Genomic DNA, 21220 nt, shown 5'->3' with positions numbered 1-21220 from the left:
CAATGCGCTCCACCGGCCGACATACGGCCGTGGCGTCGAATGATGGGTTCATTGGCTCTACCTGCCTAACTCAGCCAACCACGGAGACTGCCATGACCTTGATCCATCGCTACCGTCCGCTGACCTCGCCGCTGCTGGTCGTTGCCCTGACCGTCGCCGCGGCCGGGCTGGCCCCGCATGCGACTTGTGCCGCCGACGTCGCCAAAATGGAAGCCGAGCACACGTCCTGGGCCGAGGACCACGCCCGCTGGAGTGCCGAGATTGCCGACGCCGAGACCGCGCATCGTGCCGCCGAAGCGGCGGCCTACAAGCTGTTATGGCTGATCAGCCGGCACCGCAGTGAGATCGCCGCAGATGCCACCGAAATGCGCGCACACGGTGAAGCGATCACCGCCCATGAACAGGCGCTCGCTGCCGGCACGGACACGGTTGCGCTCGACGCGCAACATGCGCAGATGGCGGCCAAGCATGCCGCACATGCCGCGGCACATGCCCACGAAGCCGACCTGCACGGCAAAATTGCGGCCATTGTCCGCCAGATCGAGGCACTGCCACCGACAGCACCGGGCCACCCGAGCGCCGACGGCCCGGCAACCCACCCTGCGGGGTCCCCGTCGGCCGGCCAGTGAGGGCATCGGCGCCCGGCCCGCGGCGGACCGTCTTCTGGCATCAAAAGGGCGGCACCGGCAAGACCACGCTCGCCATTGCCTATGCCGTCCGCCTGGCCATGGACGGCCACCGGGTCCTGCTGATCGACACCGATCCCCAGGGCACCGCCACCGCCTGGGGTGAACGCTTTGCCGCGCGCTGGGGCTTGGTCGTGCGCGGCGCGTGCGGCACCGCGATCTGGCGCAGTCTCGCCGACCGGATGCCGGGTTTCGACCACCTGGTGCTCGACTGCCCCCCAACCATTACGAACGGGACCATGGACACCCTCATCGGCGCCGATCACCTGATCATCCCGGTGCGTCCCGCCTTGCCGGACCTTTGGGCGCTGGAGGATGTGGCGCAGATCCTCGCCGATCTGCGCGTCGGCGCCGCGGCACCCCGCACCCGTGTCGTCTTCAATCAGCATAGCGGGGAGGATCTGACGCCGCTCGTCGCTGTCGTTGTCGGGCTCGGCCTTCAGGCCTTGCCCGCGCCTATCCCGGCGGCTCCGGCCTGGTCAGCCTTGTTTTCCGGAGGCGGACCGCCATCCGGCATTGCCGCCTTGTTCGACGCGGCGAGCGGATGACGGCGTCCCGCACCGCCACCCGGCGCGTGGTGGCAGCCACGCCCGTGGGAGCGGCGTCCCGCCGCGATGGGTGCCGCGGTAACCTCAAACGGTAGAGCTACAGCCCGGCCCCATCGCGGCGGGACGCCGCTCCCACAGGGTCGCTACGCGACATTCACGGTAACGCCTCGACCGCCGGTGCACGATGTCCGGGCACCGGACGCGGGGCAAGGTCCGACCGGCGGGCGTTGCCCCGGCGCGCGGATCAGGTCCCGCCGTCCACGAAGGTCAGGACGAAATTCACCGGCACCGCGTTGCTGATGGCCGCGAGACCGGCCAGTTCGCGCAACTTCTCCACGCCGTCGCTCATGCCGAACTTGGCCGCATCGATCACCAGCGGTTTCACGCTCGCCACCATCACGGTGTTGGCGGAGACCTTCGCGGCCTGCACCACCAACACCATGGGCTGGGTCTGACCGTGCAGGGACAGCACGCCCTCGGCGGTGATCTCGGCAATCTCGCCGACGGCCATCGACTTGATCCGCTCCGGGTCGATCTTGGCGGTGAGCACGGCTTCTTTGTAGTCGGCGGTGTCGAACAGGAACTCCCGCATCCGCTCGTCGCGGATGGGTATCAGGGTCTCGACGCTGTCCAGCATCAGGACGATTTTCGCCTGGCCGTCGGGTGCGATGGTGCCGGCGATGTCCTTGAACGTGTGAATCTCGGCTACGTCCTTGCCCTTGATGGAAATGAAGGCCAGGTGCGAACGGGCCGGGTCGAGATTCCAGTCCGCCCAGGCTGGGGCGGCGGAGAATGCATAAGCGATCGCGACGAATCCGAGCGTGGTGAGAGCGGGACGTTTCATGGTGTTCCTCCAGGTTGTTATCCACCCCTGAAGGTGGCGCACCGCGGCCGGAACACAAGTGACGATCATAGTGACTTCGTACCTGATATCCAGACAGACCCTTGGTGTAGGGGCGGGTTTGAAACCCGCCCCTACGTCCGGTTATCACGTCCGAATGCGATGCGTAGGGCGCAGGGTCGGCGACGACCGGCAACACCTCCACCGGGATCCGGCTGAATAACGTGCGGAAGACCGAAAAGTGCAGGCTCGTCTGGTACAATGTAACATTCGCGCCGCCTGAACCCCTGGCCGCACCGACTCACTTGATCGATCATGACCGCTGCTCCCCTGCTTCCGCCCACCCCGGCGGCGATTGCCATCCGTGACCTGCGCTTTCGCTGGCGGGCGGACTTGCCGCCGGTGTTGGCTATCGACTCCCTGGACATTCAACCGGGTGAGCGGATTTTCATCGAGGGACCGAGCGGCAGCGGCAAGACCACCCTGCTGGGGCTGCTGTCGGGCGTACTGCCCGTGGTCGACGGGACCCTGACCGTGCTGGATCAGCCGCTGCATCGCCTCGGCGCGGTGGAGCGCGACCACTTCCGCGCCGACCACGTGGGCTATGTGTTTCAGATGTTCAACCTGATTCCCTATCTCTCGATGCTGGATAATGTCACCCTGCCCTGCCGCTTCTCGCGGCGGCGGCGCACCCGCGCGCTGGCGCGCGGCGGCAGCCTGAACGCGGAGGCGGTGCGCCTGCTCGCTCATCTGGACCTGGACGACCCCGCCCTGCGCGCCCGCCCGGTGACTGAACTCTCGGTCGGTCAACAGCAGCGGGTGGCGGCGGCACGGGCATTGATGGGCGCACCCGAGATCCTGATCGCCGACGAGCCCACCTCGGCGCTCGATGCCGACCGGCGCGCCGGCTTCGTCGAACTGCTGTTCCGCGAATGTCGGGAGGCCGGGCTGACCCTGGTCTTCGTCAGTCACGACGCGAGTCTCGAAGGGCTGTTCGACCGGACCCTGCGACTCGCTGAACTGAACCTCGCGGCGGCCTGAAGGACACTGGGGCGAACACGCACTATGCCAATTCTTATACTCGCCTGGAAAAGCCTGCTGAACCGGCGCTTCACCGCGCTGCTGACGCTGCTGTCGATCGCCTTCAGCGTCACCCTGCTGATCGGGGTGGAGCGACTGCGCGGTGAGGTGCGCGAGGGCTTCACCAATACGGTCTCCGGCACCGATCTGATCGTCGGCGCCCGCGGCGGCCAAATCAACCTGCTGCTGTACGCGGTGTTCCGCATCGGCAACGCCACCAACAACATCTCCTGGGAGAGTTATCAGGCGATCACAAACCTCCCCAAGGTCGCCTGGACCATCCCGCTCTCATTGGGTGACTCGCACCGGGGCTTTCGCGTACTCGGCACCACCGCGGCCTATTTCGAGCACTACCGCTATGCCCGCGACCGCGGGCTCACGCTGGCCCAGGGTGAGCCCTTCGCGGACCTCTACGATGCGGTCCTGGGGTCCGAGGTGGCGCGGACCCTGGGCTACCGGCTGGGCGACCCGATCGTCATCGCCCATGGGACCGGGGATGTGAGCTTCGCCCGTCACGCGGACAAACCCTTTCGGGTCGCCGGCATCCTGGCCCCCACCGGGACGCCGGTCGATCGCACTGTCCATGTCAGTCTTACGGCCATCGAGGCCATCCATGTCGGCTGGGAGTCGGGTGCCGCCGCCCCGGGCCGCTCCCCCGACGCGGAGCAGACACGCGCGCTGGCGGCAACCGGCGCCCTGACGCCGAAAGCGATCACGGCGGTCCTGGTGGGACTCAAGTCGCGCATCGCGACCTTCCAGGTCCAACGCGCCGTCAATGACTATCCGGAGGAACCGCTGCTCGCGATCCTTCCTGGGGTCGCGCTGGCGGATCTCTGGAGTCTGATCGGTATCGGTGAACGGGCCCTGTTGGCGGTGTCCGCCGCGGTCGTGGTGGTCGGGCTGTTCGGGATGCTGACCGCGCTGCTGACCAGCCTGAACGAGCGGCGCCGGGAGATGGCGATCCTGCGCTCGGTGGGCGCGCGCCCGGCCCATGTGCTCGCGCTGATCCTGGGGGAAGCCGTCTTCCTCACCCTGGTCGGCGCCCTGCTGGGAGTTGCGTTACTCTACGGCGTGCTCTTGCTGGGCGGACCCCTGATCACCGACCGGCTCGGGCTCTTCATCGGCATGGGGCCGCCGAGCGCCGCGGAGGGTCTGTTGCTGGCCGCGGTGGTCGCGGCCGGTATCCTGGTCGGACTGATTGCCGGCTATCGCGCCTACCGCCTGTCGCTGTCCGACGGGCTGCTGATCCGCATTTGAGTCATTGGAGACCCTGGACTATGCGTCTGATAGACACCCTGGCAGCATTGGTATTGGCGGCCGGCATAGCGGGCTGCGACGGCCAATCGGAGAATGGCCAATCGGATCACGGCAAGGCCCAGACCGAGACCGCGGAGACGGTCGCGGCCCCGAAGCTGACGGCAGCGACCCCCCAGGACCTGGACTGGGACACCCTGATCCCGGAGGACTGGCAGCCGGACACACTCTTCGACAAGTACGACCTCAACAGCCTGCAGGACGATGACCCGCAGGCTAAAGAACTCATGGCCAAACTCAAACAGCTCTGGGCCGAGGCCCCGGTGGTGCCCGCACTCGACGGTAAACTGGTGCGGCTACCCGGCTTTATCGTCCCCGTGGAGTCGGAGTCGACCAAGATCACCGAATTTTTGCTGGTTCCCTACTACGGCGCCTGCATTCACGTACCGCCGCCGCCGGCCAACCAGACCGTCTATGTCAAACTGGCGCCGGAGCAGGCCTTCGAGGGCGAGCTGTTCGACACCGTCTGGGTCACCGGGACCCTCAAGGTCACCCCGACCAGCAGTGACCTGGCCGACGCCGGCTACCGGATCGAGGCCACTGGAATCGCACCTTATGAGAAAGAGGACGAGCCGAGCCAGTAGGGCAAGCGCCTCATCCGCCGGCCTGCCGCTCGTACCCCATGTGCTGAAGCACCTGGCGCACATAGTTGCGCGTCTCGGAGTAGGGCGGGATCTGATAGCCGTTGCGGATGACGGCGTTTTCCCCGGCGTTGTAGCCGGCCAGGGCCAGCGTGAGGTCCTGGCCGAACAGATCGAGCAGATCGCGCAGGTAGGCCGCCCCGCCACGCAGGTTCTCGATCGGATTGAAACTGTCTTTCACCCCGTAGCGCGCCGCGGTGCCCGGCATCAGTTGCATCAGACCCTGAGCCCCGGCGTGCGACACGGCCTCGTGATTGTAGGCGGATTCAGTGCGGATCACGGCGTGGAGCAGTTCCGGACTCAGCTTGTTGAGCCGCGCATAGGCGTTGATCAGCCGTTCGAAACGGGCGCGACGGGCCGCCAATGACTCGCTCGCCGCGGCCGACTTGGAAGAGGACGGGGCCGGGTTTGCGGCCGGCCGCGGGTTCAGACTCGCCAGCCGCTGGCGATTCTCGTTGACCAGACCGCGCGACTCGCGCTTCCACTCCAGCCGATATTTGGCGCCCTTGAGCGGCGCGTCGGTGAAATAGGTATTGCCCTTGGCATCCACATATTTGTACACGTCCGCCCGGACGCCGGTTACGGCGCACGCCGACGCCGCGAACACCAGTGCCAACATGATGATCGGCATGCCACCCCCCCCCTGTTCCCCGGATTCGAGTCACTGCGCGAGATCGGCGGCGGCTGACCCGCTCGGCTCGGCAGCCCACAGTTCGCGGATCCGATCGCGGTTCAACGCCAGCCACTGGATCGCAATGATAAGAGTGGCCGCGGTGAGCCGCCCATGACCAAGATCATGGATCACGCGATCCAGACCGCGTAAAACGACGCGTGTGTATTCGCCCTCGTGCGGATTTCCCGCCGTCGCGGGGAGGTCGGTGTCGAGCAACTTGCCGCAGTAGATGTCCACACACTCGTCGCTGAAGCCGGGACTGGTGTGACAAACGGCAATGCGGGTCATGGCCCCGATCCGACATCCGGTCTCTTCCAGCGCCTCCCGCCGAGCTGTTTCCGCCGCACTGTGTCCCGCCGCAATCACGCCGCCCGGCGGCTCCCAGGTCAGGCCGCCGGTGGTCGAGTGCCGGGTCCCGACGCGGAACTGCTCGACCAGCACGACCTGACCGGACACGGGATCGAAGGGCAGCACGACTGCGGCACGCAGGCCATCGATACACTCTCGGTCTACGACGACCCGCGCCTCCGAACCCGGCACGGCCAGACCGAGACGGTAGCGATTGAGCCTCAGAAACCCATGACTGAGCGGCTCACTGCGAATGATCTCAACGTTCGTCGTCATGATCGAACCTTAGCACTGATTTCGGTGAACCGCGAGACCGCCCATCGGAAACAAATCTGAAGCCGAATCAAGTAGTCGCTAAGTCGCTCATTATTTCCCGATTTTTCTCGTAGGGTTATATTGACTTCTTAGTGTGTTGCAAGAATCGACGAACGGATACCGATTCAGGTCAATTTGCTATTGCTTTTCCGATCGAGCCACCTATAATCGGCTTGCACCATCACAACGTCAAATGTACCGGGGGGAACATGAATCGACGTTATTTCCTGGGGTTATCCCTGTCCGCCGTAGCGGCGCCGGCGCTGGCAAGACGGCCGGCCGAACGCCCAAGGGCACTGTCGCTACACCACATGCACACCGATGAGCGTGTCTCTTTGGTGTACCGGGTCGGCGACCACTACAAACGCAGCGCGCTGCAGGAACTCAACTGGTTCCTGCGGGACTTCCGCACCGGCGACAAGGTTGCGATCGACCCGCAGTTGTTCGACCTGCTCTACGACGTCAAGGCATCGCTGGGTGACACCGAGGCCCGCTACGAGATCCTGAGCGCTTACCGCTCACCGCAAACCAACGCCATGTTGCGCCGGACCGGCCATCGGGTCGCCCGCAACAGCCTGCACCTGTCCGGTCAGGCACTTGACATTCGCTTCCCCGACTTGGCCACCAGAGAGATCCGCGACGCCGCACTGGCCCTTGGCCGCGGCGGAGTGGGCTACTACCCCGGCTCGGACTTTGTGCACATCGACACGGGTGCGGTGCGGCACTGGCGGGCTTGATCGAACCGATCCCGGTCGCGAGCCAGTCGGGCTGAGCGGCCCGATGATCGGTGATCCGACCAATCGCTAACGACGCGGGGCCTGGGCCCCGCGTCGTTTTTTTGCGTGGGTGCAACCGGTACGGCTAGGACGCGCGGAAGTTCAACACAGAAACCTTAAGCCTTTTGTGCAATTTTATTAATTTCGTCCATTGATTTTTCCAGGCGAGACGTGCGTCGCGCCTGACGTATCGGCGGGCGACGGTCGACGGTGGCTCGACGATCAGGCATCGCGGCCTGATATCCAGACACGTCAAACCGCGCCGGCTTGGTGTAGGGGCGGGTTTGAAACCCGCCCCTACGTCCGGTTATCACGTCCGAATGCGATAACATCGCCTACCCTGCTGGGCGCGGTTTAACCCAACACCCGAAAGCTGACTGTCTGGTCCGGCACGTCAACCTCTCTGACGGCCACCCGAATGCCCTGATTCAGATCGGGTTCATCGCGTAACCGCAGCCGCGTCTCCAAGGCGAGCGCGCCGATCAGGGCCACCCCCTTGCGTTCCTCCTTCCCGACGATGATCGCCTCGCCCTGCCAGTCCGGGTGATCCTTGAGAAAGACCAGCTTCCAATGCAGATTCGAGAGCCGTTCGGCCCGCCGGACCGTGCCCGCGGCCGCCTCGGCCTCGCCGATCCGCTCGGTCACCTGCTCCGCGGTCAGCAGCGGCTGGCCGGACAGCCAGGCACAGAGTTGCTGATGGACGAGAAGGTCCGAATAGCGCCGCAAGGGGCTGGTGGCGCGCGTGTAGAGCGGCAGTCCCAGACCGGCGTGCAGGTCCGGGGTGATCAACATGCGAGTCGGCTTGAAGGTTCGCCGCCGGGCATACATGGCGGCGAGGTCGCGCGGCTGATCGCCGGTGTCCGGCGCCACCTGCGTGGCGTAACTGATCGGAATCGCGTGCTCCCGACAGAACCGCGCCACCCCCTCCCCGGCCATCAACATGGCCTCGGTGACCAGCCCCCGACTGGCCAGACGCGGGAGTGGCCGGATCGTCACCCGACCGTCGACGACCCGCACACTCACCTCCGGCAGATCGAGCGAGATCGCCCCCAGGGCGACCCGCCGGGCACGGAAACGGTCGGTCAGCGCGCACATGGCGGCGAATGGCGCTTCACCGAGTCGGCCATCCACCGCGTCATAGGTCAGTCGCTGGGCGCGAATCCAGGTCCGATGCACCTCGATATCGGTCAACTCGCCCTGCGCATCGCAACGCAACGCAATCGACAGGGCAGGCGAAACCGGCTGCAAGCCCAGCCCCAACTGCTCGGTCACGCCCTGGGGAAGCATATTGATGACCCGCTCGGGCAGATAGAGGTTGCTACCGCGCGAGCGCGCCTCGCGCTCGACGGCGCCGTCCGGCGCGACCAGCGCCGCAACGTCTGCCACATGGACCCAGAGCCGGTCGCCGTCGAGGCTCACCGCGTCATCCGGATCCTGGTTGCCCTCATCGTCGATCGCGTAGGCCGGTAAATCGGTCAGGTCGAGGCGCTGTTGATCCGGTAACGCGGGGACCGGCAGGTCCGGATCCGCCGTCGGCACGGAACAGCGCCCTGGATAGGGATTATGGCGATCCGACCAATGCCCCACCTGAATCAGGGCGCGATGGGCATTGACCGGGGTCTGCTCGTGGCCCAAGGCCTCCAGGACGCGGCTGCGCTCGCTTTGGCCCAGCGCCAGACGCTCCACCTCGGTGAGACGGCCGGCGTCCTGCGGTGCCGGCGCGGCCTGCGCCATGCGCCCGAGAAAGGCCTGCCACTCACGCTCGGCGACCGCCTTGGCATCACGCTGGGCGCGGTCGTGCTCGACCTCGGCCCGCGGACGGGCACGGATGGCGCCGGGGGTGCCGGTGAAGCTCAGCCCCTCCGCCACCAGTTGCCAGGCGGCCCAGGCGGTGACCGGGGTGAAGGCGGAGAAGGCGAGTTCGGCCAATTCCTGGAGGCTGATCTCGCTGCCCTCCAGCAGCTCCCAGGCGGCCTCGACCTCGCCTTCCTGCGGCACGAGTTCGCTCAGACTACGCAGCGGCCCTGGATGGAGCAGTTCCAAATCCTTGGCGCGGACGCGCTTGGACTGCCCGCCTTCGAGCGCGATTTCGATCTTTTCGCCCACGCTGACGACACGGGCGGGATGCACCTTGTAAAGCACCAGGCTATCTGCCGGCGGACTGGGTTGATGTGACGACAAGTGGCTGAATGCTCCGCGTGATGCAAGTGAGGGACTGGGGCTTTGGGTATGATACCCCCGATGCCGTGATCGACAGGCGCCGATGGGCGGCGCCGCAGCACGAGGGTAGCGAAGATGAATCCTGATTGGCGCGCTTTTCTAACCGCACGTGGCGCCGGCGGCGGCGCGGACGCGCACGAACCGGCGCCGGGGGCGCCCGCCGACGCGGACTGCACCCGTTATGATCTCTCGCACTTAGGGCTGATCGCGGTGCGGGGCGACGATGCCGTGACCTTCCTGCAAGGCCAGTTGACCAATGATGTCCGGGCCGTCTCGGATACCCACAGCCAACTGAGCAGCCACTGCAGCCCCAAGGGCCGGATGCTCGCCTTATTCCGGGTCCTGCGCCTGGGTGACGCGATCATGCTCCAACTGCCGCGCGAGCGGGTCGCCGACACACTCAAACGGCTGCGGCTGTTCGTGATGCGCGCCAAGGTCAGACTCGAAGACGAAAGCGACGGCCCGATCCGCATCGGCATCACCGGCAGCGGCGCGGTCGGCGCCCTGGCGGCGCTCGGGCTTGCGCTGCCGGAGTTGGACAATGCGTTGGCGGTGACCGACGAGGTCACCGTGCTGCGCCTGCCGGCCCCGGTCCCGCGCTTCGAACTGATCGGCCCGTTCGAGCGGCTCGCGCCCCTGTGGGATGCGCTGACACCCAACTCAGTGATGGGCGATACGGACGCCTGGGCACTGCTCGACATTCGAGCCGGCATTCCCACCGTGTATAACACCACGGTCGAGACCTTCGTCCCGCAGATGGTGAACATGCAACTCATCGATGGCGTGAGCTTCGACAAGGGGTGTTATGTCGGGCAGGAGGTGGTCGCGCGGATGCGCTATCTGGGTACACTCAAGCGCCGCATGTACCTGGCGGAGGTCGAGAGCCCGACACCGCCGCAACCCGGCGATGAACTCCACTCGGCTGGAAGCACCTCGGAACAGGGTGCCGGCCGGGTGGTCGATGCACGTCCAATCGGCGGGGGCCGCTATGCGCTCCTGGCGGTCGTGGAGATCGCGGCGGCCGAGGTCGGCGACGTCAGACTGGGCGCGACCGGTTCGCTGCTGCATCTCACGGCACCGCCCTATGGGTTTTCAGCCGAGTCTTGATGACCGCATCCGTGTCGCGAGCCAGATCCGCAAGACCGTCTCACCCCCGATCTCCTGCCGATCTAATCGCAACCCCGTAGGAGCCCGCTTGCGGGCGACCGTTCCCGATGACCGCTGACGGTCGCCCGCAAGCGGGCTCCTACCGCGCGCCCGCCGTCGTGCAGCGGGCTCCTGTAGGAGCCCGCTTGCGGGCGACCATCTGCGCCTATATCCATCGCGCATCCCAATGCGGATAATCCCGAACCGATTGCACCAATCCCGCTCGGACCGGATTGGCGATGACATACCTTGCGACAGCCCGAAGATCCTCTTCGTTGCGCAGCGCATGATCGTGGAATCCCTTTTGCCAAAGCCGCCCGGTGTGGCCCAACGCTCGGTTGATGGCGATCGCCGAGCGTGATTTCACCCGCAGGATCAGCCGCGACAGATCCGCATCGCCGAGTTCCACCAGCCAATACAAATGATCGGGCATCACCACAAACGCCCAAGTGACCGCCCAGCCCAGCGCGTCCGCCGCTCGAAGTTCCTGTACCAACAGGCGAGCGCACCAGAAATCCGCGAAGACCGGACGCCGACCTTGCGTGACGGTCGTGATCAAATAGACCTGCCCCGTTTCGGACCAGCGGCCTTTGCGCAGATCACATCCATGGGGTCCAATACGCGTAGGAGCCCGCTTGCGGGCGACCGTTCCCGAGGACCACTGACGGTCGCCCGCAAGCGGGCTCCTACCGGTCATGGCGCCATGTCCTAGTCCTTCGCGCTGTAGGAGCCCGCTTGCGGGCGACCGTTCCCGAGAACCGCTGACGGTCGCCCGCAAGCGGGCTCCTACCGGTCATCGCGCACCCGTCGTGAGCGGCGCCATGTCCTGTCCTTCCCGCTGACTGTCGCCCGCAAGCGGGCTCCTACGCATGCCCACGGATCGCCTGCCCGACCACGCACGGCAGATGGGTCCGCGCTCAGTCCTCCGGCCGCATGTGCGGAAACAGCAGCACATCGCGGATCGAGGGTGAGTCGGTGAACAGCATCACCAGACGGTCGATGCCGATGCCCTCGCCCGCGGTGGGCGGCAGGCCGAATTCCAGGGCGCGGATGTAGTCGGCGTCGAAGAACATGGCCTCCTCATCCCCGGCATCCTTCTGCGCGACCTGATGGCGGAAGCGCTCGGCCTGATCCTCGGGGTCGTTCAGCTCCGAGAAGCCGTTGGCGATCTCGCGCCCGCCGATGAAGAACTCGAAACGGTCGGTGACCAGCGGGTTTTGATCATTGCTGCGGGCCAGCGGCGAGACCTCGGTGGGGTACTCGGTGATGAAGGTGGGTTGGATGAGCTGGTGTTCGCCGGTCTGTTCGAAGATCTCGATGTGGATGCGGCCCAGCCCCCAGTCGTCTTTGGCGTGAATGCCCAGGGTCGCCGCGCTGCGCCGCGCGGCATCCAGGTCGTCGATATCGGCCGGCGTGAACCCCGGATTGAAGCGCAACACGGCGTCGCGCACGCTCAGACGCTCGAACGGCAGACCAAAGTCGAACCGGGTGCCCTGATAGTCGAACACCGGGGTGCCCAGCACCGCCTCGGCCATGCCCCGCAACAGGTCCTCGGTCAGGTCCATCAGGTCGCGGTAGTCCGCGTAAGCCTGATAGAACTCCAGCATGGTGAACTCGGGATTGTGGCGGGTGGACAGGCCCTCGTTGCGGAAATTGCGGTTGATTTCATAGACGCGCTCGAACCCGCCGACCACCAGCCGCTTGAGATAGAGCTCCGGGGCGATCCGCAGGTACAGCGTCATATCGAGCGCATTGTGATGGGTCACGAAGGGACGTGCGACCGCCCCCCCCGGGATCACGTGCATCATCGGCGTTTCCACCTCCAGGAAGGCTCTGGAGTTCAGATAATCGCGGATGTACTGGATGATGGCGATGCGGGTGCGGAAAGCGGCGCGACTCGATTCGTTGACGATCAGATCCACGTAACGCTGACGATAGCGGGTCTCCTGGTCGGCCAGACCATGCCACTTCTCGGGCAACGGCCGCAGCGCCTTGGTCAGCAGCCGCAGCGATTGACAGCGCACCGACAGTTCGCCGGTCTTGGTCTTGAACAGAGTCCCCTCGACGCCGACGATGTCGCCGATATCCAGTTCGCGCTTGTAGACGGCATAGACGTCCTCACCCAGGAGCTCGCGCTGGACGAAGATCTGGATGCGGCCCGACATATCCTGCACGTGGGAAAAGCTCGCCTTGCCCATGATCCGGCGGCTCATCAGGCGGCCGGCGATGATGACCCTGACCGGAGCCGCCTCCAGCGCCTCGACCGCCCAGTCGCCATAGTCGGCGAGCAGGTCACCGGCGAGCGCGTCACGCCGGAAATCGTTGGGAAAGGCGTTGCCCTGGATGCGCAACTGCGCCAGCTTCTCGCGCCGCTGGGCGATCAGCTTATTATCGTCCCGACGCTCCTCTGACGCGGGCGCGCCGCTCGACTCGCCCTGGATCGATTCAGACATCTCCACAGACATCTCCATGGTTCTCCGGAAAGTTACAGGCCGCTCTTCAAGCTCGCCTCGATGAAGGGGTCAAGATTGCCGTCGAGCACCGACTGGGTGTTGGCAATCTCGACACCGGTGCGCAGATCTTTGATGCGCGATTGATCCAGCACATAGGAGCGGATCTGGCTGCCCCAGCCGATATCGGACTTACTGTCCTCCACCACCTGCTGGGCGGCCCGGCGCTTCTGCATCTCGAACTCGTAGAGCTTGGCCTTGAGCTGCTTCATGGCCTGATCCTTGTTCTTGTGCTGCGAGCGCTCGTTTTGGCATTGGACCACGATCCCGGTGGGATTATGGGTGATGCGCACGGCGGATTCGGTGCGGTTCACATGCTGGCCGCCGGCGCCGCTCGCCCGGTAGACGTCGATGCGCAAATCCGCCGGGTTGATCTCGACCTCCACGGTATCGTCGATCTCCGGGGAGACGAACACGGACGCAAAGGAGGTATGACGGCGGTTGCCGGAGTCGAAGGGCGACTTGCGCACCAACCGGTGGACGCCGATTTCGGTCCGCAGCCAGCCGAAGACATAGTCCCCCTCGAAATGGATGGTGGCGGACTTGATGCCGGCCACCTCGCCCTCGGAGACCTCCAGCAGTTCGGTCTTGAAACCGCGCCGCTCACCCCAGCGCAGATACATGCGCAGCAGCATCTCGGCCCAATCCTGGGCCTCGGTCCCGCCGGAACCGGCCTGGATGTCGACGAAGGCGTTCTTGTCGTCCATCGGCCCGGCGAACATCCGGCGGAACTCCAGTCCGCCGACGCGTTGCTCGCACCGCTCCAGGTCGCGGATCAGATCCGCCGCGGTCACCTCATCCTCTTCCTCGGCGACCAGGGCCAGCAGGTCGTCGGCGTCGATGAGCGCGGCCGTCATCTCATCGACGGTCAGCACCACGGTTTCCAGGGCCGCGCGCTCCCGACCCAGGGTCTGGGCCCGCTCCGGATCGTTCCAGACCGTGGGATCTTCGAGCTCGCGCAGGACCTCCGTCAGCCGCTCTTTGCGCTCCTCGTAGTCAAAGATACCCCCTAAGGGACGCGACGCGCCCCTTCAGGTCATTGATCGTGTTGGCAATAGGATTGATGTCCAAGATCTTTACTCCGGTTGATCGAACCTGCGAGTATACGGGCAGATGCGGGGTTGGCGCCACGACCGGCGGCGATGACGATGACGGAATTGACCGGGCCTGGGGTCGTCTATACTTCACATCATGCCAATCAACCGTATCCGACCCCACTCATGGCACGCCTACCCCGCTTTGTTTTGCCAGGTGTTCCGCAGCATGTGATCCAGCGCGGCAACAATCGTCAGCAAATTCTCTTCAAGGAAGAAGATTACTGGTTTTTGTGGGAAAAAATCGGTTCGGCCGCCGAGAAATTCGATTGCAAAATTCATGCCTACGTTCTGATGCCGAATCATTTCCATCTGGTGTTGACACCCTTCAGCCAGGACGGCATTGGTAAGCTGATGCAGTACGTCGGACGCTACTATGTCCAGTACTTCAACAATTGCTACGACCGCACCGGCACCCTGTGGGAAGGCCGCTACCGCGCGACCCTTTTCGACCCCGCCGCCTTCCTGGTGCCGATCAGTCAGTACGTGGAATCCAACCCGGTTCGTGCCGGGCTGGTCGCGGCCCCGGCCGATTACGCCTGGTCGAGCTTCGCGGCCAACGCGACCGGTGCGGAGGACCGCCTGATCACCCCCCATGCCGCTTTCGAGCGACAAGGCCGCAGCCCGAAGACCCGCCAGACGGCCTATCTGAAAGGCTTCGGAAAGCCGCCGGATGAGGCCCTGTTGAATCGCATCCGCGACGCCACCAACAAAGCCTGGGTACTGGGTGATCCCGAATTCTGCACCCACATCGAGAAACAGGCGGACCGCCGCGCGTCACCTCGTCCACGCGGCGGCGACCGGCGTTCCGCCGCTTATCGGGAAGCCACCGGACGCGCATAATCCAGCCTATGAATCTCGACGACGCACTCCGTCCGGAAGGACAAAGCCCCTGGACACGGTTTCTGGGGACCGGCTTGCCCGCGCGCACCCTGGATTTGCGCTTCGATTGCCTGCTGCCCCGAGGATCACGTCATCGTCCAGACGTGGACCCACAACGTGTCAGAACGCTCTACGCCACCGAGCGTGAGAATCCCTGGGCGCTCCTGGCAACGATTACGGAACATGCCCGGCTGGTCAATCGCAGTCGGGTCGCAATTGATACCCGCTTCCAACTGGCGGAGATCGGACTGGCGGCAGTCGCCAGAACCGGCCGCGGGCTGGTCACCGAACAACTCGCGCGCCGCGGCGGCGTACCCGAAGAGTCCGGACATCAGGAAGCCCTGACCGCGATTGCCGCGGCCTTGAACGTTCTGCTCACGGCCTACCAACTGGTCTTCCAAACCGATTACGGCAAAGGCCGCTTCTGGTACGTGCGGGCGCGGCGCCGCGTCCATCAGTGCGCGCATCGCCTGCTCGAGGTGATCGGGATGATCCAGCACGTGAACGCCCTGCGCTACCAACGCCTGGACGGTGACCTGTGGCGCACCGCCAATACAGTCTATCGGGTGATGCTCGATTACGAACTGGTCGAAATCCCCCAGGACACGGTGGGCGCGCTGGTTGGCGCGCTCGCCGGACGCCAGGCGCGCAGCATCCAGGACCTTTACGCCGCACTTCAGGTCCCGGAGATCATCGGCTGTCTGACCTGGCCGGAGGCACTGTTTCCGTTCGCCCTGGACTATTGCCGTCTCGTTCGGGACGGCGTACGACTCCTCCCGTCCGATGGCTCCGCCTGCGGTGAGTTCCAGATGCTGACCGGTTGTTATGCGGACCGGGAGCCGGCGCGGGAGCCGGTGCCGGAAAACCTGGGACCGGCCATCCTGATCGATTACGCGAACCTTGCGCTGCAGGCCAAAGCCGATTTCGACCAGTTGCGCCGGGCCCGCGCCACCCGCAACCCGCAGGGCCTGCCCCGTCGCTTCGCGCCCCTGCATCCGTCGCAGTTGTTGGCCGCGGGCTATCTGCTGATGGGCATCGCCGAGCGTAGTCCACTCGCCTGGACCGCGCCCGGCAGCCGCCCCGCGGAGCGGGACCTGCGCATCCATGCGAGCTTTCCCGATGTCTATGACCACCTCCTGGCGATCTTTGAAACGACCGGGCGGGTCGCCGCCACCCGTGAACTCTCCGACATGTTCGCGCAACGCTCTGCCGCCATCGGCGAAGACCACACGGCGACCGCGGCCAGCCTCTGGTATATCCTCCAGGAGGCGCCCGATTACCTGCGTCTCCACACGCAGGAAACCCGTTTCACGCATCGCCTGACGATCGGCTCCTTCCTCGCCTACGGGGTCGGCGAGGCCGGCATCCGCCGCCCCCGCCTGGGCAAAGTCACACGCATCCAGCGGCCGGACACGGGCATGGTTCAGGTGGACGTGGCCATCATCGCCGAGTACGCCCGTCCGGGCGCTATCCGTCCGTTCGAAGGAACCATGGCACCGAGCGTTACCACCCCCACCGCCGCCCCCATCCGGGTCCTCTTGACCTACGGGGACGCCGCGGGCTGGGGTCTGCTGCTCCCCGACCAGGCGCAGTTTTGGGAAGATTCCACGGTATTGCTGGTCAGTGGCGGCAAGGATATCGGCCTTGAATTGGGCGAACTACGGGATCTGGGTGAGGGGTACTGTCTGTTTCGGCTCAAAGCACGACTGGACCAGGGCGTTCGCCCCGCCTACCCGACGCCGCCGGCCGGCAATGCCGCCGGTACCGATGCGGTTGCCGCACCCGCAGACCAGTCGGCGCCGCCGGCAGAGGCACCGGGATGAGGCCCAGGCGCGGACGATCCACCCATCCTCGACGACTGACCGTCGGCGGCCTGGGTTGTGCGCTGTTGCTGGTCTGGGCGAGCACCGGGGCAACGACGCTGCGGGATTCCGGCTATGGCGACGGCAGTCTGGTCGATCGCGGCGGCAACTACTATTATCCGCAACCGGACGGCAGCTTCATGGATCCTTACGGCGCCAGCTACCACCCGCTGGGGGACGGAGTTTATGCGGACGCCATCGGCAACCGGATCGAGGATGGCAGACCACCGGAGGCCCTCCCGGCGGACCAACCCCGCGATCCACACGGCGCACCAGCGCGCATGGAGGGCAGCGCGCCGGACGCCGGCGCCTGGCCGTCGGAGCAAGACCATGACCCGGCGCCCGCCCGCCCCGACACACTCCCGGTCGATCGCGACGATCACGCCGGCAACGCGTTGTTCGGCTCCATGTATCTGGAGGATGCCGGAGACGGATATCTTGAGATCACCCCCGAATCCTTAGCCGCCGACCCGCGGCTGGCCCCGGCGCCGCAATCATCATCAAACCCTGCCGCACGCCAGCCCTGACTGATCGAAAAACCATGAACCAGGACGCGATTGCCGCCGTCTTTCACCTCTATGATCCACCCGTGTGGCTGGTGACCGCCGCCCACGGCGGACGCCGCGGCGGCCTGATCGCCACGTCGGCGGTCCGTGCGTCGATCGTCGCCGCGCAGCCGCGGATGCTGATCGCCATCGCCCGCCACCATCACACCTGGGGGCTGATCGCGGGCAGCGGGCGTTTCGCCCTGCACCTGTTGCCGCTCGGCGGTCTGGATGCGGTTTGGCGTTTCGGACTCCAGAGCGGCCATCAGCAGGATAAATTCGCCGACTTGCCGCCGGAGACGACGCCGGACGGCAACCCGCTCTATGCCGACTGTGTCGCCTGGCTCGACTGCCGGGTGGAGGAGACGCTCGATATCGGCGACCGCAGTGTCTACGTCGCCGCGGTCACCGAGGGCGCGGTGCCGGGAAACGGACCAGTCATGAGTGTCGCCACGCTGCTGCGCGATGCACCCGGCGAGCGGCGCGCGGAACTCGATCGACGCTATGCCGCCGATCAGGCCAGTGACCGCGAGGCGATCCAGACCTGGCGCCGGGATCGGGGTCTGGCCTGACGGGTGCCTGCCGCTGCGGAGATCCGCACCCTCCGCCAAGGAGCACTGACCTGATTCGACGCTGCCGTTATACTTGGAAGATACGCAAAGAGATCCGGCGATCGAGTGTCAGCTTTTCTTACACCGCGGTCGTCCGCAGCGGCAAAACAGGAGTCCGTCATATGACAGATCAAGTAGATTGCTCGATGGTATGAGATTCGCTTGCGCTCACTTGATCACGGCCTTCAGGAGTTACGATGATCCATCAGCCCTTGGAACCCAACACGGAGCGCGAGCCGATTCTTCAGGGCCGACGGCGCTTGCTCCAGGCCGCGGCGGCCGCGGCGCCGCTCATCGCGACACTGCCGAACGGGGCCGCGGCGGCGACCGCCAGTACCGCTCAGTGCATCCTGGCATCACGGGCCGCCAGCCCGGACGACGTCATCCCCGGCCCGGCGCTCGATACGTTCGTGCGCCAGCATGGCACCATGACAATCTTCCACCTCGACGAGGACACGGAAACGAAAGAGACGGTCTACTCCATCGCGGCCGCCCCCCGCCCCGGCACCTATTACAAAAGCGATGGCACGGCGTTCGACACCACCGGATGGACCAAGGACAGCGAGAGCGATGTTCTGCTGTTACGTGTATTCCAGCCCATTAGCGACACCTTCGATTCAGTCGGAAACCCGACCTCGGTGGCTGATTGCGGGAGCACCTCGATCCTCCCACAGTGTATCTTCCCGGTGACTCAGCAGGACCCGGGCTCGGGCAACATGGGCATCACCGCCAGTTGCCTGTGCTCGGTCAACCCGAGTCTGGTCGCAGGGGCCTGTGGCGCGCCCTAGCCGCGAGCCTGATCCGGTCGGGGGCTGGATGAAGGGAACGACGCCAGGCGGCGACCGCTATCTCAGCCCGGCCGACACGCGCGTAGTGGCAACCTGGGGCGCCGAGAGCAGTGTGTACTGCCGCCGCACCGGCGATACTCACCTGCTGAGCATCCTCCCAGCCGAGTTGCTCGCAATGCTGCCCCCGGAGCCGACCGACCTCGAGACCATCACCACCCGCATGGCGCGCTCCTGTGCGCAACCCGTCACCCCGGAATGGACCGCACGCATCCGTTCCATGCTCGACGAACTGGTCCGCCTCGAACTCGTCGACCGGTTACCGGAGTGACCCTGACGGAGCTGATGCACGCGCAGGACCGGCGCGGATGCGTCGGCGACGGTTTGTTTTACCGCTCCGGACCCTTCATCATCGCGTTGCGGACCCGACTCGCCGACACGCTCGACCTGTTGGAGCAATTCTACGGCCCCTGCTGGGCCAGCCGCGACCCCGCCGTCGCGCATTTTCAGGTTGAGGTCAACAGCGCATCAGGACTCCGGCGCTGGTGGCGTACCCAGGCCGTATTCGCATTGGACGGCCTGCACCCATTCGAGCCCTTCCCCCGCGAACACGCCTTTCCGCTGCTGGAATGGGGCCTGAATTGGAGCATTGCCACGCGCGCTCACCTGTATCTGATGCTGCACGCGGGTGCACTGGAGCGCAATGGTCAGGCATTGCTGCTGCCCGCGATGCCCGGCGCGGGCAAGAGTACGCTCAGCGCCGCCCTCGCCTACCGCGGCTGGCGGCTGCTCGCCGACGAGTTTGGACTGATCCGCCCCGCTGACGGTGCCATCGTGCCGCTGCCGCGCGCCATTCCACTGAAAAACCGGTCGATCCCGGTCATTCGCGAGTTCTTGCCGGACGCCTTCCTCGGGCCGGTCTTCCCCAAGACCAGAAAGGGTGATGTGGCTCACCTGCGGCCACCGCTCCCGAGCCTGGAACGTCAGACCGAACCGGCACAGCCGCGCTGGATTACCTTCCCGCGGTTTGTGCCCGGCTTGAGACGGCCGCAACTCAAGCGCCTGGAGAAGAGCCTTGGATTCACCCGCCTGGCCCAGAACGCCTTCAACTATCGCCTGCTCGGCGAGGACGGGTTCACCACCCTGGTCCGCCTGGTGCGTGAGTGCGCGTGCTTCAGCCTGGAGTATGGCGATCTCGACGCGGCCATCGCGCTGATCGCGGAGATCACCGCGGATGCACCCGGCTAAGCTGCACCCGCTCTTGCGCGGCGCCCGCGAGCCGTCGGCCGTCGTGCACTTCTCGGCGGACGACTGGAACCGCTGCCTGCGTGCGGCACGCACTGAGCGTGTGCTGGCGCGACTCGGTTATCGCATCGCGGATGCCGGTGCACTGGGCCGCTGCCCGGCGGCGGCCCGCGATCAACTGATCGCGGCGCGCGCCTATCCAGGCTTCCTCCAATGCCGGATCGCGCACGAAGTCTCGCAGGTCCGCCGCGCGCTCCCCGCCGCCGACGGCGACCTGATCCTGCTCAAGGGTGCCGCCTATCACTGCGCCGGATTGCCGCTGACGCGCGGGCGGCAACTGCGCGACCTCGACATCCTGGTGCCGCGCACGCGGATCGACGCCTTTGAGCGCGACCTGCTGGCCGCCGGCTGGGAATCGCAACCCCTCGATGAGTACGACCAACGCTATTACCGTGACTGGATGCATGAGATTCCGCCGCTGCGGCATCCGCAGCGGGGCGTCGAGGTCGACCTCCATCATCGGCTCCTGCCCCTGACCAGCCGCCTGCGGCCGGACCCTGATCTCCTGTGGGAGTCCGCGCTCCCGGTCGCCGGAATGCCCGGAGTGCGGGTCCTGAGCCCAGTGGACATGCTGCTGCACACCGCCACCCATTTGTTTCATGACGGCGCGATCCGGGGTGGACTCAATGACCTGTGGGACATCGATGAACTCTTGCGCCACTTCGCAGCGCAACCGGCGTTCTGGGAGACGCTGCCGGAACGGGCCGCGCGCCTGGATTTGGGCCGCCCGCTGTATTACGGACTCCTGTTCTCGCGTGCGCTCCTGGGCACTCCGATCCCGGCGGCCGTCCTGACCGACGTCGGCCGACGCTTCGCGCCAGCCCGGCCGGTCAACGCACTGATGCACACGCTGGTGACCCGCGCGCTGCCGCCGCAGGAAGGCCGGTCCGCGCTCACCGGCCTGGCCAATTGGCTCTTGTATGTCCGCTCACACTGGCTGCGGATGCCGCCGCACCTGTTGCTGCCGCATCTGATCCGCAAATCACTGCGGCGGCTTGAGCACGCCGGGGACCACAGTAGGGGCGGGTTTTAAACCCG

General features: G+C 65.8%; 22 protein-coding genes. 15 read left to right on the top strand and 7 right to left on the bottom strand.

Going from position 1 to position 21220, the window contains the following annotated elements; genetic code table 11:
- Window positions 1-92 precede the first annotated feature (92 nt).
- On the top strand, window positions 93-629 hold the full coding sequence (locus A39O_RS0119370; protein WP_020506324.1) for a hypothetical protein: 537 nt from the start codon (window positions 93-95) through the stop codon (window positions 627-629).
- Entirely contained in the window at window positions 626-1234 is a 609-nt protein-coding gene (locus A39O_RS0119365) for a ParA family protein (protein WP_020506323.1), read from the top strand. The genes A39O_RS0119370 and A39O_RS0119365 overlap by 4 nt, the downstream gene beginning before the upstream one ends.
- Window positions 1235-1478: 244 nt before the next feature.
- On the opposite strand, the gene A39O_RS0119360 is transcribed toward A39O_RS0119365, so the two are convergent.
- Entirely contained in the window at window positions 1479-2078 is a 600-nt protein-coding gene (locus A39O_RS0119360) for a YceI family protein (RefSeq protein WP_020506322.1), read from the bottom strand.
- Window positions 2079-2390: 312 nt separating this feature from the next.
- On the opposite strand from A39O_RS0119360, the gene A39O_RS0119355 reads away from it, so the two are divergent.
- Genes A39O_RS0119355 through A39O_RS0119345 form a run of 3 tightly spaced genes read left to right on the top strand, consistent with a single transcriptional unit; the run spans window position 2391 to window position 5053 of the window.
- Window positions 2391-3116, top strand: coding sequence for an ABC transporter ATP-binding protein (locus tag A39O_RS0119355; protein WP_020506321.1), 726 nt, complete (start codon window positions 2391-2393; stop codon window positions 3114-3116).
- Window positions 3117-3140: 24 nt separating this feature from the next.
- Window positions 3141-4412 carry an ABC transporter permease gene (locus A39O_RS0119350; RefSeq protein ID WP_020506320.1) on the top strand — a complete coding sequence of 424 codons (1272 nt, stop codon included), beginning with the start codon at window positions 3141-3143 and terminating at the stop codon, window positions 4410-4412.
- A 20-nt stretch (window positions 4413-4432) separates the two neighbouring features.
- Window positions 4433-5053 carry a DUF3299 domain-containing protein gene (locus tag A39O_RS0119345; protein ID WP_020506319.1) on the top strand — a complete coding sequence of 207 codons (621 nt, stop codon included), beginning with the start codon at window positions 4433-4435 and terminating at the stop codon, window positions 5051-5053.
- A 10-nt stretch (window positions 5054-5063) separates the two neighbouring features.
- Here A39O_RS0119345 and A39O_RS0119340 read toward each other — a convergent pair whose 3' ends face one another.
- Together A39O_RS0119340 and A39O_RS34300 are read right to left on the bottom strand one after the other, a co-directional pair.
- Window positions 5064-5741, bottom strand: a complete 678-nt coding sequence (locus tag A39O_RS0119340) for a lytic transglycosylase domain-containing protein (RefSeq protein ID WP_020506318.1) — start codon at window positions 5739-5741, stop codon at window positions 5064-5066.
- Between the two features lie 30 nt (window positions 5742-5771).
- Entirely contained in the window at window positions 5772-6407 is a 636-nt protein-coding gene (locus A39O_RS34300; RefSeq protein WP_020506317.1) for an NUDIX domain-containing protein, read from the bottom strand.
- 248 nt (window positions 6408-6655) lie between these two features.
- On the opposite strand from A39O_RS34300, the gene A39O_RS0119330 reads away from it, so the two are divergent.
- Complete coding sequence (locus A39O_RS0119330; RefSeq protein WP_026199540.1) at window positions 6656-7183, top strand: YcbK family protein; 528 nt, start codon at window positions 6656-6658, stop codon at window positions 7181-7183.
- A 393-nt stretch (window positions 7184-7576) separates the two neighbouring features.
- Here the strand turns inward: A39O_RS0119330 and A39O_RS0119325 are convergent, their stop codons facing one another.
- Window positions 7577-9403 (bottom strand): RNB domain-containing ribonuclease, encoded by a 1827-nt coding sequence (locus A39O_RS0119325; RefSeq protein ID WP_026199539.1) that lies wholly within the window; start codon window positions 9401-9403, stop codon window positions 7577-7579.
- A 114-nt stretch (window positions 9404-9517) separates the two neighbouring features.
- Between A39O_RS0119325 and ygfZ the strand changes: the two genes are divergently transcribed.
- Window positions 9518-10549, top strand: coding sequence for a CAF17-like 4Fe-4S cluster assembly/insertion protein YgfZ (gene ygfZ, locus A39O_RS0119320; RefSeq protein WP_020506314.1), 1032 nt, complete (start codon window positions 9518-9520; stop codon window positions 10547-10549).
- A gap of 205 nt (window positions 10550-10754) precedes the next feature.
- On the opposite strand, the gene A39O_RS0119315 is transcribed toward ygfZ, so the two are convergent.
- The 3 genes from A39O_RS0119315 to prfB form a co-directional block, all read right to left on the bottom strand.
- Window positions 10755-11207 (bottom strand): REP-associated tyrosine transposase, encoded by a 453-nt coding sequence (locus A39O_RS0119315; RefSeq protein WP_026199538.1) that lies wholly within the window; start codon window positions 11205-11207, stop codon window positions 10755-10757.
- 298 nt (window positions 11208-11505) lie between these two features.
- A complete protein-coding gene (gene lysS, locus A39O_RS0119310) occupies window positions 11506-13041 on the bottom strand; it encodes a lysine--tRNA ligase (RefSeq protein ID WP_040528235.1) in 1536 nt (511 codons plus the stop codon).
- Between the two features lie 32 nt (window positions 13042-13073).
- Window positions 13074-14172 (bottom strand): peptide chain release factor 2 gene (gene prfB / locus A39O_RS0119305; protein ID WP_157640279.1). Its coding sequence is split into 2 segments (ribosomal slippage): window positions 13074-14096 and window positions 14098-14172, totalling 1098 coding nucleotides; the frame shifts between segments, so codons are not numbered across the junction.
- 146 nt (window positions 14173-14318) lie between these two features.
- Here prfB and A39O_RS0119300 point away from each other — a divergent pair.
- The 8 genes from A39O_RS0119300 to A39O_RS0119265 all read left to right on the top strand — a co-directional run bounded on the left by A39O_RS0119300 (window position 14319) and on the right by A39O_RS0119265 (window position 21215).
- Window positions 14319-15035: a transposase gene (locus A39O_RS0119300; RefSeq protein WP_026199536.1), complete on the top strand. Its 717-nt coding sequence runs from the start codon at window positions 14319-14321 to the stop codon at window positions 15033-15035.
- A gap of 8 nt (window positions 15036-15043) precedes the next feature.
- Window positions 15044-16897 (top strand): hypothetical protein, encoded by a 1854-nt coding sequence (locus tag A39O_RS0119295; protein ID WP_020506309.1) that lies wholly within the window; start codon window positions 15044-15046, stop codon window positions 16895-16897.
- Window positions 16894-17463 (top strand): hypothetical protein, encoded by a 570-nt coding sequence (locus tag A39O_RS0119290; RefSeq protein WP_157640275.1) that lies wholly within the window; start codon window positions 16894-16896, stop codon window positions 17461-17463. The genes A39O_RS0119295 and A39O_RS0119290 overlap by 4 nt, the downstream gene beginning before the upstream one ends.
- Window positions 17464-17477: 14 nt before the next feature.
- Window positions 17478-18053 carry a flavin reductase family protein gene (locus A39O_RS0119285; RefSeq protein WP_020506307.1) on the top strand — a complete coding sequence of 192 codons (576 nt, stop codon included), beginning with the start codon at window positions 17478-17480 and terminating at the stop codon, window positions 18051-18053.
- A 236-nt stretch (window positions 18054-18289) separates the two neighbouring features.
- Window positions 18290-18880, top strand: a complete 591-nt coding sequence (locus A39O_RS0119280; protein ID WP_020506306.1) for a hypothetical protein — start codon at window positions 18290-18292, stop codon at window positions 18878-18880.
- A gap of 28 nt (window positions 18881-18908) precedes the next feature.
- Window positions 18909-19208, top strand: a complete 300-nt coding sequence (locus A39O_RS0119275; protein WP_020506305.1) for an HPr-rel-A system PqqD family peptide chaperone — start codon at window positions 18909-18911, stop codon at window positions 19206-19208.
- Window positions 19205-20125, top strand: coding sequence for an HprK-related kinase A (locus A39O_RS0119270; RefSeq protein ID WP_020506304.1), 921 nt, complete (start codon window positions 19205-19207; stop codon window positions 20123-20125). The genes A39O_RS0119275 and A39O_RS0119270 overlap by 4 nt, the downstream gene beginning before the upstream one ends.
- Window positions 20112-21215, top strand: coding sequence for a nucleotidyltransferase domain-containing protein (locus A39O_RS0119265; RefSeq protein WP_020506303.1), 1104 nt, complete (start codon window positions 20112-20114; stop codon window positions 21213-21215). Before A39O_RS0119270 ends, A39O_RS0119265 begins: the two co-directional genes overlap by 14 nt.
- Window positions 21216-21220 lie beyond the last annotated feature (5 nt).

It is taken from the genome of Lamprocystis purpurea DSM 4197 (assembly GCF_000379525.1).
GTDB lineage: Bacteria > Pseudomonadota > Gammaproteobacteria > Chromatiales > Chromatiaceae > Thiodictyon > Thiodictyon purpureum.
This window is presented reverse-complemented; position numbering and strand designations above follow the sequence as displayed.